We start from the raw sequence: 21,375 nt of genomic DNA, 5'->3' as shown, positions 1-21,375 counted from the left end.
CCCCACCGGTGGTGACGGCGCAGTGACATCTTCGCGGTGCTGTTGAACCCGGGCGTGTTGACGCTAGAGGGGCCGCCCTCTATGTTGCCCGCCCAATTTTACCTGGATGTCGCGTAAATGCTCGTAAAGGTTGAACAAATTCATGAGTCGGGGCTGAAGCTGGACGAGCCCATCTCGCCGGAGCTGCTGGGCGCCGCGCTGGAAGGGACGGCGTCCGGGTTGGACACCGGCTTCCGGGCCACGCAGGCATCCCAGCTCAAGGCCACGTTGCGGCGGGTGAGCGGCGGGGTGCTGCTGAACGGCAATTTCACCGTACACGTCACCAGTCCCTGCAAGCGCTGCCTGAAGGACGTGGAGCTGGCGCTGCCCGTGGTCTTCTCGCTGAACCTGGTGCCCGAGTCGATGGCCCGGGGCGACGACTTCAAGGACGACGACGAGAAGTCCATGGAGAAGAAGGAGCGTCAGCAGGGGGAGACGGGCGGCTCGTTCGAAATCGATGGCGTGGACCAGGAGGTCTTCAATGGGAAGACCATCGACCTGGACCCCATCGTCCGCGAGCAGGTGCTGCTCGCCCTGCCGATGAACCTGGTCTGCAAGGACGACTGCAAGGGCCTGTGCTCGCAGTGCGGCACGAATTTCAACGAGGCCCAGTGCGAGTGTGACACGAAGCAGGTGGACCCCCGCCTGGCGTCGCTGAAGAACATCAAGCTCGGCAACTGACGTCCGCCGAGGACGCCGGCCCCGCTGGGATTCGGGGCCGGAAAAGAGCAAGGGCCGCGACCTCCGATTGGGGAGGCGCGGCCCTTCGTGCTGCTCGACGCCCCTCTTCAGGAGCGTCACTGGCAAGGCCTCAGGCCTCGGCTTGGGGCAGCAGCTCGCGCCCCTTGTACTGGCCACACGACGTGCAGGCGCGGTGAGGCATCACCGGCTCCTTGCAGTTGGGGCACTTGGTCACCTGCACGGCGGTGCGCAGGTTGTTGTTGCCAGCGCGACGAGTGTCACGACGCATCTTCGAAGTACGCTTCTTGGGGACGCCCACGGCTCACCTCTGTCTCACGCGCTGTGCCGGGGTCCCCGGCTGCCTGCGCAACATGTCGGTCAACACCGGCCTTGGAGCAGTCGCGACGAGCTCGCGTACTCCTGGTCCGGCTTGAAAGGCGGCGGACCCTAGCGGCTCATCCGGCCCGAGTCAATGCGCGTGTACTGCCCAGTCACACCGCGAAGTGCCTCGGGGCCGCCCGCCCGCCAGATACCTCACGCGCCCCGCCGGGACAACGCTCGTGATGGGCTCATTTCCGCCCGCCCCGCGGATCATCCGGACCTGGCGCCCCCGCTCGACGCGGCGCTGCCCACCTGGACCCACCCCATGCCATGGGGCAAGCGAGTCGTTGCCCCCCTGGGAGGTTCCTGGTGTGCTGCGCGCCGCCCGGCGGGCCGGGTGGGTTTCGAGCTGACACGCACGCAGACACGGAGAGGGCGGGGATGAGGCTGGTCCTGGACGCGATGGGGGGAGATCACGCGCCGGGGGCGCCGGTGGAGGGCGGAGTGCTCTTCGCCCGGGCCCACCCCGAGCACGAGGTCGTCCTCGTGGGGGACACGGCCCGGGTGACGCCCCACCTGGGACGCGGGCTGCCTCCGCCCAACCTCCGCGTGCACCACGCGTCCGAGGTCGTGGAGATGGATGACCACGCCTCCACCGCCTTCCGGCGCAAGCGGGACTCGTCGCTCCGGGTGGGCTTCGAGCTGGTGCGCGACGGGCACGGGGATGCGCTCGTGTCCGCGGGCAACTCCGGCGCGGTCATGGCGGGCGGCTTGATGACGCTGGGCCGGCTGCCCGGCGTGGAGCGCCCCGCCATCGCCGCGCTCTTTCCCGCGCTCAAGGGCGGCGGGCGCTGCCTGCTCTTGGACGCGGGCGCCAACGTGGATTGCCGGCCGTCGCATCTGGCGCAGTTCGCCGTGCTGGGCGAGGCCTATGTCCGCCTGCTGCTGGGCGTGGCCCGTCCCCGGGTCGCGGTGCTGTCCAACGGGGAGGAGGCGTCCAAGGGGACGCTCCTGACGCGCGAGGCGAGCGACCTCTTGCGCCAGTCCGACCTGGACTTTGGCGGCTACGTGGAGGGCAAGGACCTCTTCTCCGGCGACGTGCAGGTGGTGGTGACGGACGGCTTCACCGGGAATGTCGTCCTCAAGACATCCGAGGGCGTGGGCATGGGCGTCATCGGCATGCTGCGTCAGGCCATCGAGAAGCGGGGTGGGCTGTCGGAGAAGCTGGGGGCGCTGCTGCTCCAGCCCGCCCTGAAGGGCCTGCGGAAGATGGTGGACTACGCCGAGTACGGAGGCGCTCCGCTGCTGGGCCTGCGAGGCGTGGGAATCGTGGCCCACGGGCGCTCCTCTCCTCGAGCCATCCACAACGCCCTGGGCGCCGCGCTGGCCACCGCGCAGGGGGGACTCCAGGAGGAACTGACGCGATGCATCGCCAGGGCCGCCGCCTGGCTCCCTACCCACCCGAGGGGAAAAAGAGGGACAGAAGAAGCCGTTTCCGATTAGAGACCGGCGCCTGGGCGTTGGGTTCGATGAAGCTCCTTTTCGGGAGAACCCTCGTGGCATGCACGCAGATCATCGGCACCGGCTCCTACGCTCCCTCCCGGGTCATCACCAACCAGGAGCTGGAGGCGTGCGTGGACACGTCCGATGCCTGGATTCGTGAGCGCACCGGCATCCACGCGCGAAGGCGCGCCGCGGACGACGAAGCCACCAGCGACCTGGCCGTCGCCGCCTCGCTGAAGGCCCTGGAGATGGCGGGCGTGGCGCCGGAGGAATTGGACCTCATCGTGGTGGGGACCATCACCGCGGACATGCCCATGCCCTCGTGCGCGGCCTTCGTGCAGGCGCGGCTGGGCGCGCGCCGGGCCTTCGCCTTCGACGTGGCCGCCGCGTGCGCGGGCTCGCTGTACGCGATGAGCATCGCGGATCAATTCATGCGCTCCGGACAGGTGAAGCGGGCGCTGGTGGTGGGCGCGGAGCTCCTGACGCGGGTGGTGGACTGGACGGACCGGAACACCTGCGTGCTCTTCGGGGACGGGGCGGGGGCCATGGTGCTGGCGCCCTCGGAGAAGGAGGGGCGGGGCATCCTCTCCACCCATCTGTTCACCGACGGGACGCTCGCGGACGCGCTCACCATTCCGGGCGGCGGCTCTCGCACGCCGATGACGGAGGAGGGGCTGCGGGCCCACCTCCACAAGCTGAAGATGAAGGGCCGGGAGGTGTTCCGCTTCGCGGTGCGCGCGCTCGTGGATTCCACGCGGGGTGCGCTGGCCTCTCACGGATTGACGGCGCGGGGGGTGGACCACGTCATCGCGCACCAGGCCAATGTCCGCATCCTGGACGCGGCGCTGGAGCGGCTGGAGATTCCCCGCGACAAGTGCTGGCTGAACCTGCACAAGTACGGCAACACGTCGTCCGCGTCCCTGCCCATGACGTTGGACGAGGCCCACCGCGCCGGAAGACTCCGGCCCGGAGACGTCATCGCGATGATGGCGATTGGCGCGGGCATGACGTGGGGCAGCGCGGTGGTGCGCTGGTAGTCGGGCAACAGGACTGGACGTTTCAGGAGGCAGAGACCGCACATGGCGAAGGTCGCATTCGTGTTCCCCGGGCAGGGCAGTCAGGCCGTGGGGATGGGCAAGGACCTCTTCGAGAAGTTCCCCGAGGCCCGCGCCGTCTTCGAGGCCGCGGACGACGCGCTCGGAGAGAAGCTCTCCAAGCTCTGCTTCGAGGGGCCAGAAGATGCGCTGAAGCTCACGGCCAACACGCAGCCGGCCATCCTCACGGTGTCGGTGGCGGCGCACGCCGTCTTCTCGACGCGGGGCCCGGTGGCTTCGTTCGTCGCGGGCCACTCGCTGGGCGAGTACTCCGCGCTGGTGGCCGCGGGCGCCATGTCGCTGGGTGACGCGGCGAGGGCGGTGCGCGCGCGCGGCGGCTTCATGCAGGAGGCGGTGCCCGCGGGCGTGGGCGCCATGGCCGCGATTCTGGGCCTGGAGCCGGCCAAGGTGAAGGCGGCCTGTGAGGCGGCGGCCGAGGGCCAGGTGGTGTCTCCGGCCAACTACAACTCGCCCGAGCAGACGGTGATTGCCGGCGACGCCGCGGCGGTGGAGCGCGCGGGCGTGAAGTGCAAGGAGGCCGGGGCCAAGCGGGTGATGCCGCTGCCGGTGTCCGCGCCCTTCCACTGCGCGCTGATGGAGCCGGTGAAGCCGAAGCTGGCGGCGGTGCTGGGCGGCGTGAGGCTGGTGGCGCCGTCGGTGCCGGTGGTGACGAACGTGGAGGCGCGGCCCAACTCGGACGTGGCCCGCGTGATTCCGCTGCTCCTGGAGCAGGTGAGCGCGCCGGTGCGGTGGATTGAATGCGTGGAGGCGCTGAAGGCCGAGGGCGTCACGCGCGTGGTGGAGCTGGGCCCGGGCAAGGTGCTGTGCGGCCTCATCAAGCGCATCACCAAGGACATCGAACTCTTCAACGTGGAAGACGCCGCGAGCCTCGAGAAGGTCCTCGCGGCGCTGGGGTGAGCGCATGAGCTTCAAGGACAAGGTGGTGTTGGTGACGGGTGGCTCGCGCGGCATCGGCCGGGCGTGCGCGGTGGCCTTCGCGAAGGCGGGCGCCTCCACGGTCATCATCAGCTATGCGGGCAACGAGGCGGCGGCCCAGGAGACGGTGGGCCTGCTCACCGCCGAGGGCGCGAAGGCGGAGTCGCTGCGCTTCGACGTGTCCGACACCGCCGCCTGCACGAGCGCCGTGGAGGGCATCGTCAAGGCCCACGGCCGGCTGGACGTGCTCGTCAACAACGCCGGCATGGCGGTGGACGGCCTGGTCATGCGGGTGAAGGACGAGGACTGGGACAAGCAGCTGGACACCAACCTGCGGGGGCCTTTCGCCCTCATCCGCGCGGCCAGCCGTCCCATGATGAAGCAGCGGGGCGGTGCCATCGTGAACATCACCTCCGTCGTGGGGGATATGGGCAATCCCGGACAGGCGGCCTACTCGGCGGCAAAGGCAGGACTCATCGGTCTGACGAAGACGGTGGCCCGAGAGCTTTCCAGCCGAGGCATCCGCGTCAATGCCGTCTCCCCGGGTTTCATCGGGACGGACATGACGGCCCACCTGAATGACGACCTGCGCCAGAAGATGACGGAGGGCATCCCGCTGGGACGACTGGGCAACCCGGAGGAGGTGGCCCAGGCCGTTCTCTTCCTCTCAGGTGACGCTTCGTCCTACATCACCGGCGAGGTCCTGAAGGTCAACGGCGGCATGTACATGTAACCCAAGGTTGGATTGCCGGCGTGCGTGGGATATACCGCGCCGGCTTTCGACAGGGCTCGGGAAGCCTTCCGGGCCTACATCTGGTTCCTGGAGGGTTCAGCACTTATGTCGACGTCCGCAATTGAGACCAAGGTCAAGGGCATCATCGCCGATCAGCTCGGGGTGGGAGAGGATGAGATCAAGCCCGAGTCTTCCTTCATCGAGGACCTTGGCGCCGACAGCCTCGACATCGTGGAGCTCGTGATGGCGATGGAAGAGGAGTTCGAGGTCGAGATCCCCGACGAGGAGGCCGAGAACATCAAGACCGTCGGCGACGCCATCAACTACATCACCACCCACAAGAAGTAGGCAGCACCACGGCGTGCCGGGGGGCGGGGAGACGCCGCGTCCAGCGCGGCGTCCCCGGCGTCCCAGGCGCCACCGGAGAGGACCGTGTCACACCGTCGAGTCGTCATCACCGGTACCGGGCTCATCTCGGCACTGGGTACAGGAACCGAGAAGAACTGGCAGGCGTTGCTTGCCGGCACTTCAGGCATTTCCCTCGTCACGCGCTTCGACCCCAAGAAGATCGACACGCGAATCGCCGGCGAGGTGAAGGACTTCGAGCCGGAGAAGTTCATCGACAGGCGCGAAGTGCGCCGAATGGACCTCTACGCGCAGTACGCCATGGCCGCGGCGGCGATGGCGGTGGAGGAGTCGGGGCTTCCCGTGGGCCCGGACGTGCCGCATGGCTACACGCCAGAGCGGGTGGGCGTCATCGTGGGTTCGGGCATTGGCGGCATCTCCTCCCTGGAGGAGCAGCACCGCAAGGGCCTGGAGAAGGGGTTTGACCGGCTGTCGCCCTTCTTCATCATCCAGATGATCGTCAACATGGCGCCTGGCCTCATCTCCATGCGCTACAACTGCAAGGGGCCCAACTGGGCTCCGGTGTCCGCTTGTGCCACCAGCGCCCACGCCATTGGCGAGGCCTGGAAGTCCATCAAGCTGGGCGAAACGGACGCGGCCATCGCCGGCGGCGCCGAGGCGGCCATCACCCCATTGGGGCTGGGTGGCTTCTCGGTGATGAAGGCGCTGTCCACGCGCAATGATGCCCCGGCCGCGGCCAGCCGCCCGTTCGACAAGGACCGTGACGGCTTCGTCATGGGCGAGGGCGCGGGCATGCTCATCCTCGAGGAGCTGGAGGCCGCGAAGAAGCGCGGTGCCAAGATTCTCGCGGAGCTGGTGGGCTATGGCGCCAACTCGGATGCGTACCACGTGACGCAGCCGGCGCCGGAAGGCGAGGGTGCGGCGCGCTGCATGCGGCTGGCGCTCCAGTCGGCGGGGATGAACCCGGAGCAGGTGGGCTACATCAACGCCCACGGCACCTCCACTCCCTTCAACGACGCGAACGAGACGAAGGCCATCAAGGCCGTGTTCGGGGACCACGCCCGCAAGGTGGCGGTGTCGTCGACCAAGTCCATGACGGGCCACATGCTCGGCGCGGCGGGTGGATACGAGGGCGTGGTGAGCGCGCTGGCGCTGTCGCGCAACATCCTGCCTCCCACCATCAACCAGACGAGCCCGGATCCGGAGTGTGATCTGGACTACGTGCCCAACGCGGCCCGCGAGGCCAAGGTGGACGCGGTGATGAGCAACTCGTTTGGATTCGGTGGCACCAACGCGGTGCTGCTGTTCAAGCGCTTCTAGGTGGCCGAAGGAGACCCGCGTGAAAGTCATTCTTGCTTCGGACCACGCGGGCCTGGAGCTCCGCCAGGAACTGGTGGCGGCGCTCAAGGAGCGCGGCGTGGCCCACGAGGATGTGGGCCCGTTCGCGCGGGACTCTGTGGACTACCCGGACTTCGCGGCCCGGGTGTCCCGGGCGGTGACGTCCGGTGAGGCCACCCTGGGCGTGCTGGTGTGTGGCACCGGCATTGGCATGAGCATCGTCGCCAACAAGCACCGGGGCATCCGAGCGGCCCTGTGCACCACGGAGTTCGAGGCGCGCATGGCGCGGGCCCACAATGACGCCAACGTGCTGTGCCTGGGCCAGCGCGTGGTGGGCTCCGGCGTGGGCCGGGCCATCCTGGAGGCGTTCCTCGGCACCGCGTTCGAGGGCGGTCGCCACGAGCGGCGCGTGCAGATGATTCGCGAGGCCGAGTCCCAGGGCTAGTGGCCGTCGCGGTACCCGTTGTCGAGAGGAAAGCCGCCATGGAGAACACCCGCACTCTGGCCGACGTGGACCCCGAGATTTTCCGGGCCGTCCACGACGAGACGCAGCGCCAGGAAGATGGTCTGGAGCTGATCGCCTCCGAGAACTTCGTCAGCCCCGCTGTCATGGAGGCGGTGGGCTCCGTGCTCACCAACAAGTACGCGGAGGGCTACCCCGGCAAGCGCTACTACGGCGGTTGCGAGGTGGTGGACGTGGTGGAGAACCTCGCCATCGACCGCGCGAAGCAGCTGTTCGGCGCGGACTTCGTCAACGTGCAGGCGCACTCCGGCAGCCAGGCGAACATGGGCGCGTACATGGCGCTGATGAAGCCGGGCGACACCATGCTGTCGCTGGATTTGAACTCCGGCGGCCACCTCACGCACGGCGCCACGTTCAACTTCTCCGGCAAGCTCTACAAGGTCGTCCACTACGGCCTGACGCGCGAGACGGAGACCATCGACTTCGCGCAGGTGCAGTCCCTGGCGCGCGAGCACAAGCCCAAGGTCATCGTCGTGGGCGCCAGCGCCTATCCGCGCACGCTGGACTTCGCGAAGTTCCGCGAGGTCGCCGACGAGGTTGGCGCGGCGATGATGGTGGACATGGCGCACATCGCGGGCCTGGTCGCCGCGGGCGTGCACCCCTCGCCGGTGCCCTTCGCGGACATCGTCACCAGCACCACGCACAAGACGCTGCGCGGTCCTCGCGGGGGCCTGGTCATGGGCCGCGAGCCCTACGCCAAGTCCATCAACAGCCAGATCTTCCCCGGCATCCAGGGCGGTCCGCTGATGCACGTCATCGCCGGCAAGGCGGTGGCCTTCCGCGAGGCGCTGACGCCCGAGTACAAGACGTACCAGCGCCAGATTGTCTCCAACGCGCAGGCGCTGGCGGAGGCGTTGAAGTCCGCCGGGCTGCGGCTGACCTCTGGCGGCACCGACAACCACCTGATGCTGGTGGACCTGCGGCCCAAGAATCTCACGGGCAAGGTTGCCGAGGCGGTGCTCGACAAGGCGGGCATCACCGTGAACAAGAACATGATTCCGTTCGACCCGGAGAAGCCGATGGTGACGTCGGGCGTCCGGGTGGGCACTCCGGCCATCACCACGCGCGGCATGCGCGAGGCGCAGATGGCCACGGTGGGCAAGCTCATTGGCGCCGCGCTGGACTCGGCCCAGGACGACGCGGCGCTGGCCCGCATTCGCGGACAGGTGAAGGAACTCGCGCAGGGCTTCCCCCTGTACGCCTCGCGGCTCAAGTAATCGAAGGGACCAGGAGCCTCGCTCCGTCTCCATGCGCTGCCCGTTCTGCCAGGATGCCGAAAACAAGGTCATCGACTCTCGCGAGTCGCACGAGGGCTCCGTCATCCGGCGGCGCCGCGAGTGTCTGGCCTGCAAGCGCCGCTTCACGACATATGAGCGGGTGGAGGAGCTCTACCCGCTCATCGTGAAGAAGGACGGCCGGCGCGAGGCGTTCGACCGTGAGAAGATCGTCTCCGGGCTGAAGAAGGCGTGTGAGAAGCGGCCGGTGTCCGTGGATCAGCTCGAGGAGACAGTGGTGGCCATTGAACGGCTGCTGCAGGGCATGGGCGAGAAGGAGATCAACTCGTCCGTCATCGGCGAGGAGGTCATGCGCCGGCTCCAGGAAATGGACGAGGTGGCCTACGTGCGCTTCGCGTCCGTGTACCGGAGCTTCCGGGACATCTCCGAGTTCATGCACGAGCTGAAGGACCTGCTCGAGGACCAGGAGCGCGAGCGCAAGGCGAAGCCGCCCCTCGCGCCGGGCCGGGGGAGCTGAGGGGACACACCATGCGGCTGCTCACGCGGGCCAGGTTGGAAGCCACCAGGGCGCCCCGGGCGAAACGGGCGGCGGACTTCGACCGCGCCGTGGCCGAGTTCTTCATGCGCATCGCCCTGGAGGAAGCCGCCAAGGGCCTGGGCCGCACCAGCCCCAATCCGGTGGTGGGCGCCGTCCTGGTGAAGGGCGGCCGCATCATCGCCCGCGGCTACCACAAGAAGGCGGGCACCGCGCACGCGGAGGTGGTGGCCCTGGAGGCCGCCGGCTCCCGCGCGAGGGGCGCGGACCTCTACTCCACGCTGGAGCCGTGCGACCACTACGGCCGCACGCCGCCGTGCAGCCTGGCCATCATCGAGGCCGGGGTGCGCCGCGTCTTCACCGGCTCCTCGGACCCGAACCCCAAGGTGAGCGGCAAGGGCGTGGCCCGGATGCGCCGTGCCGGGGTGAAGGTCGTCACGGGCGTGCTGCAGGAGGAGGCCGACAAGCTCAACCGGCCCTTCTTCAAGTCCATCCGCACGGGCATGCCCTGGGTGACGCTGAAGGCCGCGGCGACGCTGGACGGCAAGCTGGCCACGGCCACGGGGGACTCGCGCTGGGTGACGGGCGAGAAGGCGCGCGAGTGGGTGCACCGGCTGCGCGACAACGTGGACGTCATCCTCGTGGGCGCGAACACCGTGCGCCACGACGACCCCAAGCTCACCACGCGGCTGCCCGGCGGCAAGGGCAAGGACCCGCTGCGCGTCGTGGTGGACAGCCACCTGCGCCTGTCGCCCGGCTACACCGTCTTCACCCAGAAGAGCCCCGCGCGCACCATCATCGCCACGCTGGAGGACCCGGAGGGGCGCAAGGCGAAGCGCTTCCTGGCCCAGGGCGTGGAGGTGTGGCAGTTGCGCAAGAAGGGCGACCGGGTGGACCTGAAGGCCCTGCTGCGCCGGCTGGGCAAGTCCGGCCTCAACCACGTGCTCGTGGAGGGCGGGGCGGAGATGTACGGCAGCTTCCTGCGCGAGCACCTGGCGGACGAGCTGGCCCTGTTCCTCGCCCCCAAGCTGCTGGGCCGCCAGGGCATGTCCTGGGCGGGCGACCTGGGCGTGAAGGAGATGACCCAGGCCCTCTCCGTCAAGGACCTCACCTTCGAGCAGCACGGGCAGGACATCCTGCTCCAGGCGCTGCTGTAGGCCCCCTCCGAGCTTCCGCCCGAGGCCTCATGCATGAGGCCCGGTAAAGGGGCCGTTGAATGGAGGACACGCCGGGGGCCCCGGTTGTCCGTGGGCGTCGAGACGGCGGGTCCGTTATAAGCCCCGTCATGTTCACCGGGCTCATTCAGGACATCGGCGGGGTGGAGCGCGTCATTCCGGGCGGGATGACGGACTTGTGGATTCGCACGTCGCTGGGCGCGCGGGACTTCGCGCTGGGCGAGTCCATCGCCGTGGATGGCGCCTGCCTCACGGTGGTGGAGCGCACGGGCGAAGCCTTCCGCGTGCAGGCCGCGCCGGAGACGCTGCGGCGCACCACGCTGGACGCCGTGCGGCCGGGAGACCGCGTCAACCTGGAGCGGGCCCTGGCGCTGGGGGACCGGCTGGGCGGGCACCTGGTCTCCGGGCACGTGGACGGCGTCAGCACGGTGCTGGAGACCTACCCGGAGGGCGGCTCGTGGGTGATGGTCTTCGGGCTGCCGGAGGCGCTGGCGCCGTACTTCATCGAGAAGGGCTCGGTGGCCATCGACGGCATCAGTCTCACCGTCAACACCGTGGGCGTGGACCGCTTCAGCGTCCAGCTGATTCCGGAGACGCAGGAGCGCACCACCCTGCGGGCCAAGAAGGTGGGCGCCCGGGTCAACCTGGAGGCGGACCCCATTGGGAAGTACGTGGCGCGCCTGTACCTGCTCCAGAGGGGGCAGGCGGGCGCTCCAGGCCCGGGAGGGGTGTCCGAGGCGGCCGTCCGGGCAGCAGGCTTCGGGACGCCGTAGCAGGCGACGCCGGAGCCTGGGTGGTGTAGGAAGCCCCGCATGCCTCGCTACATCGAAGGTGATTTCCTCCCCCCCAAGGGCCGCTTCGCCATCTGCGTCGCCCGCTTCAACGGCTTCATCACCGAGGAGCTGGCCAAGGGCGCTGTCGACACCCTGGTGCGTCACGGCGTGGCCGACGCGGACGTGGACGTGTACCGCTGCCCCGGCACCTATGAGCTGCCCGGGCTGGTGCGCCGCGTCGCGGAGTCGCGCCAGTACGCGGGAGTCATCGTCCTGGGCGCCGTCATCCGGGGTGGCACGCCTCACTTCGACTACGTCGCGGGCGAGTGCGCCAAGGGCATTGGCGCGGTGGCCTTCAGCGCCGCGGCGGCAAGCCCCCCGGCGGCCGTCACGTTCGGCGTGCTCACGTGTGACACGGTGGAGCAGGCCATCGACCGGGCCGGCGTGAAGGCGGGCAACAAGGGCTCCGAGGCCACGCTGGCGTGCATCGAGATGGTGAACCTGTACGGCAAGCTGGCCACGCTCGACGCGTCGAGGAAGGGGTAGTCATGGGCGCGCGCAGAACGGGACGTGAGCGGGCGTTGCAGGCGCTCTACCAGTTGGAGATGGCGGCGGGCGCGTCCGTGAATGACGCCCTGGAGTCGGCCTGGACGGCGTCGGACGAGGAGAAGCGCGAGCCGGACGCGGTGAAGTTCGCCCGCGAGCTGGTGGAGGGCGTGCAGGCCCACCGCGCGGAAATCGACCGGCTCATCGAGTCACACAGCCACAACTGGCGGCTGGACCGCATGTCGCGCATCGACCGCAACGTCCTGCGCGTGGGCATCTTCGAGCTGAAGTACCGTCCGGACATCCCTCGCAAGGTGACCATCAACGAGGCGGTGGAGCTGGGGAAGAACTTCGGGACGGAGGAGTCCAGCGCCTTCGTCAACGGCCTGTTGGACCGTGTCGCCGTGGCGCTGAACAAGGCCTGAGCTGCCGGAGCCTCGAGCGGAAGAAGGGACGCGCCGTGAGCCAGACGACGACGCACGACATCGGGATGGAAGGGCTGGACTCGCTTGGCGGCGTGGACGCCCTGTGTCTGTTCGTGGCCGAGGACGACCGGCCCCTGCCGGCGACCGCGGGCTACGTGGACTGGCGCCTGTGTGGCGTGCTGTCGCGGGTGCTCAAGGGCGGCTTCTTCTCCGGCGCGAAGGACGACTGGCTCCTGCTGCCCTCGGACGGGAAGCTGGAGGTGCCGCGCATCTTCGTCGTCGGCCTGGGGGCCCGTCGTCAGCTCGACGCGGAGGGACTTCAGGAGGCGCTCGCCGGGGCGGGCACGGTGCTCAGCCGGGCCAAGGTGGCGTCGGTGGCGCTGGAGATTCCCGCCGGAGGTTCGGTGGATGACGCGGCCCGGGTGGAGGGTTTCCAGAAGGGCTTCGTCCCAGCGTTCAAGGGCGGACGGGTGGCCCTCCTGATGGACAAGGCGCTCGTCCGGCTCCTACCAGGCAGGAAGGGCTGAAGCACAGCGACCGGGCAGGGCTTCTGTTAGCATGGGGGACCGTCCGGGGCGTGCGCACATGCGTGTCAAGGTGCTGATTGTCGAGGACTCCAAGGCGTCGCGCGAGTACATCGCGTCGACCGTGGAGGCCGTGGAGGGCATCGAGGCCGTCGTCACCTCGAGCGGCTTCGAGGCCCTGAAGCTGCTGCCGCGCCACCGCTTCGACCTCATCATCACCGACATCAACATGCCCGACATCAACGGGCTCGAGCTCATCAACTTCGTCAAGAAGAACCCCAACTACCGCGACGTTCCGCTCTTCATCATCACCACCGAGGGGCGCGACCAGGACCGCGACAGGGGCATGGCGTTGGGCGCCGCGGAGTACCTGGTCAAGCCGTTCCAACCGGGGAGCCTGGAAGGGCTTCTGCGCCGGTACCTGAAGCTGCCGTGAGTCCTCCGAGCAAGGCGCTGGCCGAGTTCGTGGCCGAGGCGACCGAGATTCTGGAGGCGCTGGGCAAGGACCTGCTCGTGCTGGACGAGCGGCGCGGCCAGGAGGCTGACCCCGAGCGCGTCAACGGCATCTTCCGCGCGGCGCACTCGCTCAAGGGGCTGGCGGGCCTGTTCGGTCAGGAGCGCATCTCCCGGCTGGCGCATGGCACGGAGGACCTGCTGGACAGGCTGCGGCTGGGCAAGCTGCACTTGAACGACGCGGTGCTCGACACGCTGATTGAGGCGCTGGACGCCTTCCAGGCGCTGCTGGCGGAGACGGCGCGGGGCACGGAGTCGGATGGCCTCACCCGTCGCGCGGATGGCATGGCGGAGCGGCTGGGGCAGCTGGGCGAGGTGTCCGTCGCGCAGGACGAGGACCCGCTGGAGCGGCTGGAGCTGGAGGCGCAGGTGCGCTCCGTCTTCACCGAGTACGAGGAGCACCGGCTCCGGGAGAATGTGCGCCGGGGCGTGGCGCTGTGGCGCGTGCGCGCCGCGTTCGACCTGTCCGACTTCGACAAGGGCCTGGCGGACCTGAACACGCGCCTCAAGCCCCTGGGAGAGGTCATCAGCACGCTGCCTTCGGCCCAGCCGGGCGGCGCGCATGGCATCGCCTTCGACCTCATCTTCGGCGCCCAGGTCTCCAGGACGGAGCTGGAGTCGGGGCTGAAGGGCACGCCCGCGGAGCTGTCACCGCTCGCCGTGCGGCCCGCGGCGCCCAGCGCGACGACCCGCTCCGCCGAGGCGCTGGTTCGCGCCACCGAGTCGCCCGCCATCGTCCTGGGGGCCATCGGCGTCGCCTCCGCGCCCGAGGCCTCCGTCGGGGGCGCGTCTCCCGTGAAGACAGGCGGGACGAAGCAGGGCGCGCGCGGCGCGATGGAAGACGGAGCGTCGCACCCCTTCACGGACCCGGACTCCGACACGGAGCTGGGGGAGACCGGGGGGAGCGCGGAGGCCGCGGGCACGTCGGGCCCTTCGCTGGTGACGTATCTGCAGGGGCCGGGAGGGCGTGCGCCCGGCCGCGCGGTGACGCCCGTGGCGGCGCCTCCCGTCGCGACGGAGCCGTCGCTGCGCTCGTTGACGCAGACGGTGCGGGTGGACATCGGCAAGCTGGATGGCCTCATCAACATGGTGGGCGAGCTGCTGCTCATCAAGGCCAGCCTCCAGCGGCTCGCGGAGTCGGCGCGGCAGGAGGGCGTGGTGCCCCTGTCGAAGCTGTTCGGCCAGGAGCTGGCGCGCGAGACGCGGGGCCTGGAGCGCAAGCTGGAGGCCTTGCAGGAGGGCCTGCTGGAAGCGCGCATGGTGCCGGTGGGTCAGGTGTTCGACAAGCTGGCCCGGCTGGTGCGCCGCATCACCCGCGAGGCGGGCAAGGAAATCGACTTCGTCATCGGCGGCGGCGAGGTGGAGCTGGACAAGCTCATCGTCGAGGAGCTGAGCGACCCGCTGATGCACCTCATCCGCAACGCCATCGACCATGGCGTCGAGTCTCCGGACATGCGGCTGGCGGCGGGCAAGCCCCGGCGCGCGGTGGTGGCGCTGCGGGCGGAGCAGAAGGGCAACCACGTCGTCATCGAGGTGAGTGACGACGGGGCGGGCATCGACGAGCTGCGCGTGCGCGAGGTGGCGCTGACGCGAGGCCTCATCACCTTCGCCCAGGCGGAGGAGATGGGCCGCCGGGAGCTGCTCAACCTCATCTTCCTGCCCGGCTTCTCCACCGCGCGCAGCGTGTCCGAGCTGTCCGGCCGAGGCGTGGGCCTGGACGTGGTGAAGAACAACCTGGGCAACCTCTCCGGCATCATCGACGTGTGGAGCGAGCGCGGGAAGGGCACGGCCTTCCACCTGACGCTGCCCGTCACGCTCGCCATCATCCGCGCGCTGGTGGTGGGGGTGAGCGCCCGCACGTACGCGGTGCCGTTGAACAGCGTGCTGGAAATCCTCTCCGTCCAGCCCCGGGAAATCCGCACCCTGGAGCGGCGCGAGGTGCTGGACGTGCGCGGGCAGACGCTGCCCTTCGTGCGGCTGTCACGGCTGTTCGGCCTGCCGGAGCGTCCGGTGAGCCGCTACTTCGTGGTGGTGGTGGGGCTGGCGCAGGAGCGGCTGGGCATCGCCGTGGACGAGCTGCACGGCCAGCAGGACATCGTCACCAAGCCCCTGGGCGGCAGGTTGCAGTCCGTCCGGGGCATCTCCGGCGCCACGGACCTGGGCAACCGGCGTCCGGTGCTGGTGCTGGACGTGGCGGACCTGCTGGAAGAGGGACTGGCCCTGGAGCGAAGGCGGGCCTGACGCTCGCCTTGGCCGGCTGCTATCCTCACCCACTGTGTCCCGGTTCGCCGAACTGCTCGACGACTTCTTCTTCCGTCCGGACGAGGACGTCAGCGGCCTGCAGGACTTCGCCGCCGGCAGTGACGGCGTCGCCTCCTCCACGCCCGAGGAAGTCCCGGAGGAGTACCTGTCCTTCCTGCTGGAGGGAGAGTCGTACGCGGTGCCCATCCGCCTCGTGCGCGAAATCTCCAAGGTGCCCCCGCTGACGGAGATTCCCAGGGCGGAGCCCCACCTGCTCGGGGTGATGAACCTGCGCGGAGAGCTGCTGCCCGCGTACGACATCAAGGTCCGGTTGGGGCTGACGGAGCGTGTGCCCCTGGTCGCGGGGCCGGATGCGCCCGCGCCGCCCCGGGATGCGCGCGTCCTCGTGTTGCGCACGGAGACGGGGCCGGCGGGGGTGTGGGTGGACAGCGTGTCCGGCGTGGTGAAGCTCAAGCCCTCCATGCTGGAGCCGCCGCCGCCCGGCCTGCGCCTGGGAGACAAGGACTGTGTCGTGGGCATCGGTCGACGCGGGCCCTCGCTGTACATCCTGCTGGACCCGGAACAGGCACTGACGCCATGAAGGACTCGGTCAACCTGTTGGCGCGCCACCCCTCGGGGGCACCGGATGCGCCCGGTGAGCAGTCGGACACCGTGGTTCAGCTGTGCGCCTTCTTCGTGGGTGAAGAGGAGTACGTGCTGGATATCCAGCGGGTGGAAGAAGTGCTGCCGCTCCAGCGCGTGACGCCCATTCCGCATGCCCCTTCGTTCGTGGAGGGCGTGCTCCACCTGCGGGGCGTCATCCTTCCCGTGGTGGATCTGCGCTTCAGGCTCCAGGGACAACCTTCGGTGCAGTCGCGCAAGGCACGGCTCCTGGTGTGTCGACTGGGCGCGCGGCGGGTGGCGGTGCGTGTGGAGCGGGTGGCCGAGGTGCTGCGGGTTCGCCGGGGGGACATCAAGCCCGCGCCCGCGCTGAGGGTGTCGGGGCGCTCGCCCTTCGTGGTGGGCGTGTGCGGCCCACCGGACCGCTTGCGGTTGCTGCTCGATTTGAAGGCGTTGCTGCGCATGGAGCTGGAGCGCGAAGCGGTGCGCCCGTCGAAGTGAGGAGGGTGACGATGGACCTGCAGCGCAGTGACTTGGACAACCACCGCCGCATCCTGGGCATCGCGTTCATCGCCATCAACGCGCTGACGGTGCTCGTGGGCGTCGGCCTGGCCGTCTTCTTCGCGTTCGCCGGGGCGATGATGGTGAGCGAGTCGTCGCTGGCCGAGGACCGCGCGAGCTACTGGCTCTTCGGCGGCGGCATCAGCGCGTGCGTCCTGGCCTTCGGCCTGCCGGGCGTCATCGCCGGCATCGGCTTGTTGAAGCGGCGCGGATGGTCGCGGGTGCTCGCGCTGGTGTTGGGAATCGTCGGGCTGTTCAACTTCCCGCTGGGCACCTGCCTGGGCATCTACGCCATCTGGTTCTATGCGCAGGAAGGCTCCGACCGGGTCCTCGCCTCATGAGCCACCTGCCCGTCTTTCCCGCGGAGGAGGAGCGCTACCGCGCGCTCCAGGAGTTGGACCCGCGTGGCGAGGGCATCCTGGACGTGCTCCTCACGGGGCTGCACGACGAGAGCTGGCGCGTGCGCCACGCGGCGGCGGAGGGGCTCCAGCGGTTGGCCGCGCCCGAGGACGTGGCCCTCCGTCTCGTGGGGGTCCTGGGCGAGCGCGGTGAGACGGGGGCTCGCAACGCGGCGGCCGAGGCGCTCGTGGGACTGGGCCTTCCAGCCCTGAGGCCCCTGGTGAAGCTGCTGGGACACGCGGACCCGGACCAGCGCAAGTTCGCGGCGGACATCCTCGGGCAGCTCGGACTTCACGTGGCGGAGGCGCCGCTGGTCCAGGCACTGGAGGACCCGGACCTGAACGTGCGCGTGGCCGTGTCGGAGGCGCTGGGCCGCGTGGGCAGTGAGCACGGCGCTCGCGCGCTGGAGCGACTGCTGGGGGACCCGGAGCCGCTCTTGCGCCTGTCCGCGCTGGAGGGACTGGTGCTGCTGCGCCGTCCGCCGCCGCTGCCGGTGGTCGTGGCGCTGCTGGACGACGCGCGGCTGCGGCGCAGTGCCTTCCGCGCGCTGGGCCTCATTCCGCAGGTGGCGGCCACGGAGCGGCTGTGCCTGGGGCTGGAGTCGGCCACCCGTTCGGTGCGCGAGGCCGCGCTGGCGGCACTGGGCACGCAGGCGTCGCTCGTGGAGCCCGCGCGGCGCTGCGAGTTGGAGGCCGTCATCCGCGCGGCGCTGCGGCGGTTGCCGGACGCGGTGGCTCGGCTGGCGCAGGCGCTTGAGTCGGAGGACGTGACGGTGCGCGCGGGCGCGCTGCTGGCGGTGGCCGCGCTGGGCGAGGCGTCCCTGGCCGTGCCCGTGGCCGAAGCGGCGCGCGAGGACCGCTTGCTGCGGGACGTGCTGAGCACGCTGGGACGGCTGGGCGCGGAGGGTGGGCGCACGTTGCTCGCGGCGATGTCGGACCTGTCCGCGCCCGCGAGGGCCGCGGCGGCCGAGGCGCTGGTGGACCTGGTGGATGCGACGTCCGTCACGCCGCTGTGCGCGCTGCTGGAGTGGGCGGAGGACGACTTGCGCGGCGTGGTGGTGCGGGCGTTGGGGCGCACGCGCTCATCGGAAGCGGCGGGCCCCCTGGTCGACTTGCTGAGGGACTCGGTGACGGCGGGCGCGGCGACGCGGGCGCTGGGCGTGCTCGCGGGGAGCTGTCGCGGGGCGGTGCTCGCGGCCCTGGAGGATGCGGTGGCTCGTCGGGCGACGCCGGTGGCGGTGGCCGCGCTGGGCCGGGTGGGTGGCGCCCCCGCGTTGCCTTCTCTGCGCAAGCTGGCGCGGGACGTGGACCCCCGGTGGCGGGCGGCGGCGGTGGAAGTCGCTGGCGAGGTGGACGGCGGGGTGGGACGCGAGCTGGCGCGGGCGGCGCTCGCGGACGAGGCCGCGCCGGTGCGAGCCGCGGGCGCGCGGGCCATGGGAAGACTGGGCGGCACGGAGGCGGGGGCGCTCTTGCGCTCCGCGCTCCAGGACGAGGAGTCCTCCGTGCGACGGGCGGCGGTGGAGGCGGTGGGTGAGAGTGGCGCGATGGACCGTGTCACCGAACTGGAGCCGCTGGTCCGCCATCCCGACGGAGCGCTCGCGGTGGCGGCGGTGCGCGCGTTGTCGCGGCTTGGGCGAGTGGGTGAGCGCGTGTTGAGAGAGGCTTCGGGTCATCCGGACGCGGAGGTGGTGAAGGCGGTGCTGTCGGCGGGAGCGGTGTCTCGGGAGGGCGTGTCGTTGGCGGTGTCGCTGCTGGAGCATCCGCACTGGGACGTTCGCGCGGCGGCGGCGCGGGTGCTGGGAGATTCGGGAGGGCCGGAGTGTCTGGGCCCCACCCAGCGGGCGCTGGAGGCGGAGTCGGACGTCCTGGCTCGACAGGCGCTGTCGGACGCGGTGGAGCGCCTGGCTCGGCGCTGAGAGAGGGACACGGGGTGGCGCGCTTCGACGACAGCCGGCCGGAGATGACGGCGGAGGAGTTCCGGCTCCTGAGGGACCACGTGTACTCGCACTGCGGCATCCTGGTGCACGAGGACATGAAGTTCGTCATGGAGCGGCGGCTGTGGCCTCGGCTGGAGGCGCTGGGCGTGCCGGACTTCAGCGCGTATCACCGCTACCTTCGTTACGACGCGAACCGGCACGCGGAGCTGGAGGCCGCGGTCGAGTCGCTCACCACGCACGAGACGTACTTCTTCCGGGAGCCCTCGCAGCTCAAGGCGTTCCGCGAGGAGCTGTTGCCGCTGTTGGAAAAGCGCAACGGGCGCACGCGTCGGCTGCGGCTGTGGTCCGCGGGGTGCTCGTCCGGCGAGGAGGCGTACACGCTGGCGATGCTCCTCAAGGACGAGCGCCGCTTCGAGGACTGGGACGTGGAGGTGTACGGCAGCGACATCTCCCGGCGCGTGCTGTCGATGGCGCGGCGCGCGGAGTATGGGCCGTCCGCGCTGCGCGCCACGTCGGCGGACCTGCTCGAGCGCTTCTTCGTTCCGGCGGGCAACGCGAAGGTGCGGGTGCGCGACGACGTCCGGGCGATGGTGTCCTTCGGTCACCACAACCTGCTGGACGAGGCGGGCAGTCAGCTGGTGATGAAGATGGACGCGGTCTTCTGCCGCAACGTGATGATCTACTTCGACCAGTCCGCGCGCAGGCGGGTGCTGCGCATCCTGCGAGACCGGCTGGTGCCGGGAGGCTATCTGCTGCTGGGTCACTCGGAGAATCTGCTCAACCTGGGCGCCGACTTCGAGCTGGTCCACCTGCGAGGCGACCTGGTGTACCGGCGGCCGGAGCTGCCAGGGCTGACGGGGGGCGAGGCGCGATGAGCGGGCAGAAGGGGGTCTCCGTGCTCGTCATCGACGACTCCGCGCACAACCGGCACACGCTGACCACGCTGCTGGAGTCCGCGCCGGACGTGAGGGTGTTGGACCGCGCGGCCGATGGTGAGGAGGGGCTGAAGAAGGTCCTGGAGCTGAAGCCCGACGTGGTGACGTTGGACCTGGAGATGCCGAAGCTGGGCGGCTACACGTTCCTCCGGCTGCTGATGCGCACGGCGCCCACGCCGGTCATCGTCATCTCCAGCTATGCGCACCGCTCGGACGTCTTCAAGGCGCTGGAGCTTGGCGCGTTCGACTTCATCGCCAAGCCCGCCAAGGGCACCCCGGCGGAGTTGGAAGTCCTTCGCCAGGAGCTGCTGGAGAAGGTGCGAGCGGCGCTGCATGTGCGGCCGGGGCAGCGTCACGCCTCGCCCGGGGCTCGGGCGCTCGCGGTGGCGGGCGAGCTTCCGCTGGTGGTGGCCATCGGCGCCTCGACGGGGGGACCTCCCGCGGTGCAGCGTGTGCTGGAGGGCCTGGCCGCGGAGCCCACGCCATGCGTGTTGGTGAGTCAGCACATGCCCGCGCAGTTCACCCGGGCCTTCGCGGACCGGTTGGACCGCATTGGCCCCTTCACGGTGACGGAGGCGAATGAGGGCGACGTGGTGCAGCCGGGGCACGTGTACATCGCTCCGGGCGGGCGGCACCTCGTGGTGGTGGAGCGCGGCACTCGGCTGGAGCTGCAGACGCCGCCGCTCACGCACCTGGACAAATACGCGCCGAGCGTGGACCGGCTCTTCACCAGCGTGGCGCAGGTGTTGGGCAACCGCGCGCTGGCGGTGGTGCTGACGGGCATGGGCGCGGATGGGGCGGTGGGGGCGCGCGAGGTGCAGCGCGTGGGCGGAGAGGTGTGGGCCGAGTCGGAGGAGACGGCGGTCGTCTTCGGCATGCCAGGCGAGGCCATCGCCTCGGGGGCGGTGAAGCGGGTGCTGCGACTGGGGGAAATCGGACCCGCGCTGGCGGCCATCGCCCGGCGGCGGCGATGAGGGGACGCGGAACAGCGGGCGGTGGAAGAGGCCCGGGTGTTAGTCTGGGCGGGTCATGACGCAGCAGATTCGAGCACTGGTGGTGGACGACTCGCAGGCCATGCGACGCAGCATCATGTACGCGTTGCAACGCATCAGCGGGATGGTCTGCACCGAGGCGCAGGACGGCGCCGAGGGACTGAAGAAGTTGACCCAGGGACGCTTCGACCTGGTGCTCACGGACATCAACATGCCGTTGATGGATGGCCTCAAGCTCATCCACCACATCCGTCAGGCGACGGACCATCGCCATGTGCCCATCGTCGTCATCACGACGGAAGGCGCGGCGGCGGACCGCGAGCGGGCCCTGTCCCTGGGCGCGAGCGCGTACCTGGTGAAGCCCGTGCAGGCCAAGGTGGTGATGGACACCGTCAGGGACTTGCTGAAGCTGGACTGAGGGCGAGCGAGC

At 70.0% G+C, this 21,375-nt stretch carries 25 protein-coding genes; 24 read left to right on the top strand and 1 reads right to left on the bottom strand.

The annotated features are described in order from the left end of the window. The first annotated feature begins 117 nt into the window (after positions 1 to 117). The gene (locus HUA76_RS38935; RefSeq protein WP_174463734.1) at positions 118 to 720 is read left to right on the top strand and encodes a DUF177 domain-containing protein; all 603 of its coding nucleotides are present in this window, start codon (positions 118 to 120) and stop codon (positions 718 to 720) included. A gap of 130 nt (positions 721 to 850) precedes the next feature. Here HUA76_RS38935 and rpmF read toward each other — a convergent pair whose 3' ends face one another. Next, positions 851 to 1,039, bottom strand: coding sequence for a 50S ribosomal protein L32 (rpmF, locus tag HUA76_RS38930; protein WP_141644364.1), 189 nt, complete (start codon positions 1,037 to 1,039; stop codon positions 851 to 853). A gap of 443 nt (positions 1,040 to 1,482) precedes the next feature. Here rpmF and plsX point away from each other — a divergent pair, with 443 nt between their 5' ends. The 23 genes from plsX to HUA76_RS38815 all read left to right on the top strand — a co-directional run bounded on the left by plsX (position 1,483) and on the right by HUA76_RS38815 (position 21,363). Then, the gene (plsX, locus tag HUA76_RS38925; RefSeq protein ID WP_141644363.1) at positions 1,483 to 2,544 is read left to right on the top strand and encodes a phosphate acyltransferase PlsX; all 1,062 of its coding nucleotides are present in this window, start codon (positions 1,483 to 1,485) and stop codon (positions 2,542 to 2,544) included. Positions 2,545 to 2,597: 53 nt separating this feature from the next. Next, entirely contained in the window at positions 2,598 to 3,581 is a 984-nt protein-coding gene (locus tag HUA76_RS38920; protein ID WP_371745801.1) for a beta-ketoacyl-ACP synthase III, read from the top strand. 42 nt (positions 3,582 to 3,623) lie between these two features. Beyond that, positions 3,624 to 4,556, top strand: a complete 933-nt coding sequence (fabD, locus tag HUA76_RS38915; protein ID WP_174458880.1) for an ACP S-malonyltransferase — start codon at positions 3,624 to 3,626, stop codon at positions 4,554 to 4,556. Between the two features lie 4 nt (positions 4,557 to 4,560). After that, positions 4,561 to 5,307: a 3-oxoacyl-[acyl-carrier-protein] reductase gene (gene fabG, locus HUA76_RS38910; RefSeq protein WP_141644360.1), complete on the top strand. Its 747-nt coding sequence runs from the start codon at positions 4,561 to 4,563 to the stop codon at positions 5,305 to 5,307. A gap of 105 nt (positions 5,308 to 5,412) precedes the next feature. After that, positions 5,413 to 5,655, top strand: coding sequence for an acyl carrier protein (gene acpP, locus HUA76_RS38905; RefSeq protein WP_141644375.1), 243 nt, complete (start codon positions 5,413 to 5,415; stop codon positions 5,653 to 5,655). 84 nt (positions 5,656 to 5,739) lie between these two features. Next, positions 5,740 to 6,993 carry a beta-ketoacyl-ACP synthase II gene (gene fabF / locus HUA76_RS38900; RefSeq protein WP_174463732.1) on the top strand — a complete coding sequence of 418 codons (1,254 nt, stop codon included), beginning with the start codon at positions 5,740 to 5,742 and terminating at the stop codon, positions 6,991 to 6,993. 19 nt (positions 6,994 to 7,012) lie between these two features. Then, positions 7,013 to 7,456 (top strand): ribose 5-phosphate isomerase B, encoded by a 444-nt coding sequence (gene rpiB, locus HUA76_RS38895; protein ID WP_141644358.1) that lies wholly within the window; start codon positions 7,013 to 7,015, stop codon positions 7,454 to 7,456. Between the two features lie 38 nt (positions 7,457 to 7,494). Further along, positions 7,495 to 8,751 carry a serine hydroxymethyltransferase gene (gene glyA, locus HUA76_RS38890; protein ID WP_174458879.1) on the top strand — a complete coding sequence of 419 codons (1,257 nt, stop codon included), beginning with the start codon at positions 7,495 to 7,497 and terminating at the stop codon, positions 8,749 to 8,751. Between the two features lie 31 nt (positions 8,752 to 8,782). After that, positions 8,783 to 9,286: a transcriptional regulator NrdR gene (nrdR, locus tag HUA76_RS38885; RefSeq protein WP_141644356.1), complete on the top strand. Its 504-nt coding sequence runs from the start codon at positions 8,783 to 8,785 to the stop codon at positions 9,284 to 9,286. An 11-nt stretch (positions 9,287 to 9,297) separates the two neighbouring features. Then, positions 9,298 to 10,461, top strand: coding sequence for a bifunctional diaminohydroxyphosphoribosylaminopyrimidine deaminase/5-amino-6-(5-phosphoribosylamino)uracil reductase RibD (gene ribD, locus HUA76_RS38880; RefSeq protein ID WP_141644355.1), 1,164 nt, complete (start codon positions 9,298 to 9,300; stop codon positions 10,459 to 10,461). Positions 10,462 to 10,589: 128 nt separating this feature from the next. Further along, complete coding sequence (locus HUA76_RS38875; protein WP_141644354.1) at positions 10,590 to 11,252, top strand: riboflavin synthase; 663 nt, start codon at positions 10,590 to 10,592, stop codon at positions 11,250 to 11,252. A 39-nt stretch (positions 11,253 to 11,291) separates the two neighbouring features. After that, entirely contained in the window at positions 11,292 to 11,798 is a 507-nt protein-coding gene (ribH, locus tag HUA76_RS38870) for a 6,7-dimethyl-8-ribityllumazine synthase (RefSeq protein WP_141644353.1), read from the top strand. Between the two features lie 2 nt (positions 11,799 to 11,800). Beyond that, positions 11,801 to 12,223, top strand: a complete 423-nt coding sequence (gene nusB / locus HUA76_RS38865) for a transcription antitermination factor NusB (RefSeq protein WP_141644352.1) — start codon at positions 11,801 to 11,803, stop codon at positions 12,221 to 12,223. Positions 12,224 to 12,258: 35 nt separating this feature from the next. Next, the gene (locus HUA76_RS38860; protein WP_174458878.1) at positions 12,259 to 12,750 is read left to right on the top strand and encodes a M17 family peptidase N-terminal domain-containing protein; all 492 of its coding nucleotides are present in this window, start codon (positions 12,259 to 12,261) and stop codon (positions 12,748 to 12,750) included. 58 nt (positions 12,751 to 12,808) lie between these two features. Next, complete coding sequence (locus tag HUA76_RS38855) at positions 12,809 to 13,183, top strand: response regulator (protein ID WP_141644350.1); 375 nt, start codon at positions 12,809 to 12,811, stop codon at positions 13,181 to 13,183. After that, positions 13,180 to 15,501: a chemotaxis protein CheA gene (locus HUA76_RS38850; RefSeq protein ID WP_174463731.1), complete on the top strand. Its 2,322-nt coding sequence runs from the start codon at positions 13,180 to 13,182 to the stop codon at positions 15,499 to 15,501. The genes HUA76_RS38855 and HUA76_RS38850 overlap by 4 nt, the downstream gene beginning before the upstream one ends. Before the next feature lie 34 nt (positions 15,502 to 15,535). Then, positions 15,536 to 16,102: a chemotaxis protein CheW gene (locus HUA76_RS38845; RefSeq protein ID WP_141644348.1), complete on the top strand. Its 567-nt coding sequence runs from the start codon at positions 15,536 to 15,538 to the stop codon at positions 16,100 to 16,102. Further along, positions 16,099 to 16,623 carry a chemotaxis protein CheW gene (locus HUA76_RS38840; RefSeq protein ID WP_141644347.1) on the top strand — a complete coding sequence of 175 codons (525 nt, stop codon included), beginning with the start codon at positions 16,099 to 16,101 and terminating at the stop codon, positions 16,621 to 16,623. Before HUA76_RS38845 ends, HUA76_RS38840 begins: the two co-directional genes overlap by 4 nt. Positions 16,624 to 16,634: 11 nt before the next feature. Further along, on the top strand, positions 16,635 to 17,024 hold the full coding sequence (locus tag HUA76_RS38835; protein ID WP_141644346.1) for a hypothetical protein: 390 nt from the start codon (positions 16,635 to 16,637) through the stop codon (positions 17,022 to 17,024). After that, positions 17,021 to 18,997, top strand: coding sequence for a HEAT repeat domain-containing protein (locus HUA76_RS38830; protein WP_174463730.1), 1,977 nt, complete (start codon positions 17,021 to 17,023; stop codon positions 18,995 to 18,997). The genes HUA76_RS38835 and HUA76_RS38830 overlap by 4 nt, the downstream gene beginning before the upstream one ends. Before the next feature lie 14 nt (positions 18,998 to 19,011). Next, on the top strand, positions 19,012 to 19,893 hold the full coding sequence (locus HUA76_RS38825; RefSeq protein ID WP_246137324.1) for a protein-glutamate O-methyltransferase CheR: 882 nt from the start codon (positions 19,012 to 19,014) through the stop codon (positions 19,891 to 19,893). Beyond that, a complete protein-coding gene (gene cheB / locus HUA76_RS38820; protein ID WP_141644344.1) occupies positions 19,890 to 20,927 on the top strand; it encodes a chemotaxis-specific protein-glutamate methyltransferase CheB in 1,038 nt (345 codons plus the stop codon). The genes HUA76_RS38825 and cheB overlap by 4 nt, the downstream gene beginning before the upstream one ends. A 55-nt stretch (positions 20,928 to 20,982) precedes the next feature. Further along, a complete protein-coding gene (locus HUA76_RS38815; protein WP_141644343.1) occupies positions 20,983 to 21,363 on the top strand; it encodes a response regulator in 381 nt (126 codons plus the stop codon). Positions 21,364 to 21,375 lie beyond the last annotated feature (12 nt).

Source organism: Myxococcus sp. CA056, from assembly GCF_013336715.1.
GTDB classification, from domain to species: Bacteria; Myxococcota; Myxococcia; order Myxococcales; family Myxococcaceae; genus Myxococcus; species Myxococcus llanfairpwllgwyngyllgogerychwyrndrobwllllantysiliogogogochensis.
The sequence above is the reverse complement of the archived record's forward strand: the minus strand, read 5'-3'. Positions and strand labels throughout refer to the sequence as shown.

Coding starts and splice junctions, on each gene's coding strand:
- nrdR (WP_141644356.1), top strand. CDS start 8,783: ATGCGCTGCCCGTTCTGCCAGGATGCCGAAAACAAGGTCATCGACTCT.
- ribD (WP_141644355.1), top strand. CDS start 9,298: ATGCGGCTGCTCACGCGGGCCAGGTTGGAAGCCACCAGGGCGCCCCGG.
- nusB (WP_141644352.1), top strand. CDS start 11,801: ATGGGCGCGCGCAGAACGGGACGTGAGCGGGCGTTGCAGGCGCTCTAC.
- HUA76_RS38875 (WP_141644354.1), top strand. CDS start 10,590: ATGTTCACCGGGCTCATTCAGGACATCGGCGGGGTGGAGCGCGTCATT.
- plsX (WP_141644363.1), top strand. CDS start 1,483: ATGAGGCTGGTCCTGGACGCGATGGGGGGAGATCACGCGCCGGGGGCG.
- HUA76_RS38830 (WP_174463730.1), top strand. CDS start 17,021: ATGAGCCACCTGCCCGTCTTTCCCGCGGAGGAGGAGCGCTACCGCGCG.
- fabG (WP_141644360.1), top strand. CDS start 4,561: ATGAGCTTCAAGGACAAGGTGGTGTTGGTGACGGGTGGCTCGCGCGGC.
- acpP (WP_141644375.1), top strand. CDS start 5,413: ATGTCGACGTCCGCAATTGAGACCAAGGTCAAGGGCATCATCGCCGAT.
- HUA76_RS38840 (WP_141644347.1), top strand. CDS start 16,099: ATGAAGGACTCGGTCAACCTGTTGGCGCGCCACCCCTCGGGGGCACCG.
- glyA (WP_174458879.1), top strand. CDS start 7,495: ATGGAGAACACCCGCACTCTGGCCGACGTGGACCCCGAGATTTTCCGG.
- HUA76_RS38935 (WP_174463734.1), top strand. CDS start 118: ATGCTCGTAAAGGTTGAACAAATTCATGAGTCGGGGCTGAAGCTGGAC.
- HUA76_RS38835 (WP_141644346.1), top strand. CDS start 16,635: ATGGACCTGCAGCGCAGTGACTTGGACAACCACCGCCGCATCCTGGGC.
- cheB (WP_141644344.1), top strand. CDS start 19,890: ATGAGCGGGCAGAAGGGGGTCTCCGTGCTCGTCATCGACGACTCCGCG.
- HUA76_RS38855 (WP_141644350.1), top strand. CDS start 12,809: ATGCGTGTCAAGGTGCTGATTGTCGAGGACTCCAAGGCGTCGCGCGAG.
- ribH (WP_141644353.1), top strand. CDS start 11,292: ATGCCTCGCTACATCGAAGGTGATTTCCTCCCCCCCAAGGGCCGCTTC.
- HUA76_RS38815 (WP_141644343.1), top strand. CDS start 20,983: ATGACGCAGCAGATTCGAGCACTGGTGGTGGACGACTCGCAGGCCATG.
- fabD (WP_174458880.1), top strand. CDS start 3,624: ATGGCGAAGGTCGCATTCGTGTTCCCCGGGCAGGGCAGTCAGGCCGTG.